The 843-nt window shown below is 74.0% G+C and carries 1 protein-coding gene and 1 pseudogene; both read right to left on the reverse strand.

What is annotated here, in order from left to right; genetic code table 11:
• The coding region (locus GJV64_RS14985; protein WP_164158314.1) for a hypothetical protein at positions 1-252 on the reverse strand (252 nt) is incomplete at its 3' end.
• A pseudogene (locus GJV64_RS14990) lies at positions 245-843 on the reverse strand (hypothetical protein); the annotation flags it as partial. The pseudogene GJV64_RS14990 and the gene GJV64_RS14985, both read right to left, overlap by 8 nt.

Genomic DNA, 843 nt, shown 5'->3' on the forward strand with positions numbered 1-843 from the left:
CGCCGGCGTGGGCGGCGCCACCACCACCGGCGCCACCGGCTGCGGTTCACGCTTCTTCGCCAACGCCGGGCCGGCCAGCGCCAGCACCAGCGCGATCATCAGCGCAGCGAGCACCACATGCTGCATCCTTGCCACCAGGGTAGGACGGGCGACCGGCAGCAGGTCAGGCGCCGGCCGGCCGGCGCCGAACAGGCTCAGGTCGCCATGCAGGCCCCGGCTCAGTTCGCGGCCCAGATCATCGCCGTCAGGCATCCGCCACCGCACTGGTCAAGGCCCGGATGCGCGCCACCAGCGCCTCCAGCCGGTTGATGGCAAGGCGCACCGCGACCGGATCAACGGCATCGGCCAGATCGGCCTGGGCCAGCAGCGCCCCCACCAGCCGCTGATAGGCTGGCGGCTCGGCAGCCGGGGCAATTGCTTCGACATCGGTGCCCGACAGCCAGTCAACCGCGAGGCGGGCCGGTGCCAGCAGCGGCTGCGGCTGCAACGGGGTTGCGGTGGCCAGCAGCGGCAACGCCGCCAGATCGAGCAGCCGCAGCGGTGGCGCAGCAGCAACGTCGAGAGCCTGGGGCGCCGCCAGGTCGCCAAGGGCGGGCGCTGCAAGGCCAAGCGAGATCGGTCGGGCCTGCACGGCGGCGGAGGCGCCGGCATCGCTTGCCGAATCGGCCGCAGGTGCCGGTGATGTCGCCGGCGTCGTGACCACTATCGGCAGTGGGGCACGCTCCGGCGCGGAGGCTGCCGGGGCGGCGAGCGGAATGGTCAGCGTGGCGAGAGCGCCAAGCCGGCGGGCCATCACCTCCTGCACCGGCAGCGGCGCCAGCGCCGGTGCCTGGACGAGGGCGG

Source organism: Sandarakinorhabdus rubra (assembly GCF_010994245.1).
GTDB lineage: Bacteria > Pseudomonadota > Alphaproteobacteria > Sphingomonadales > Sphingomonadaceae > Sandarakinorhabdus > Sandarakinorhabdus rubra.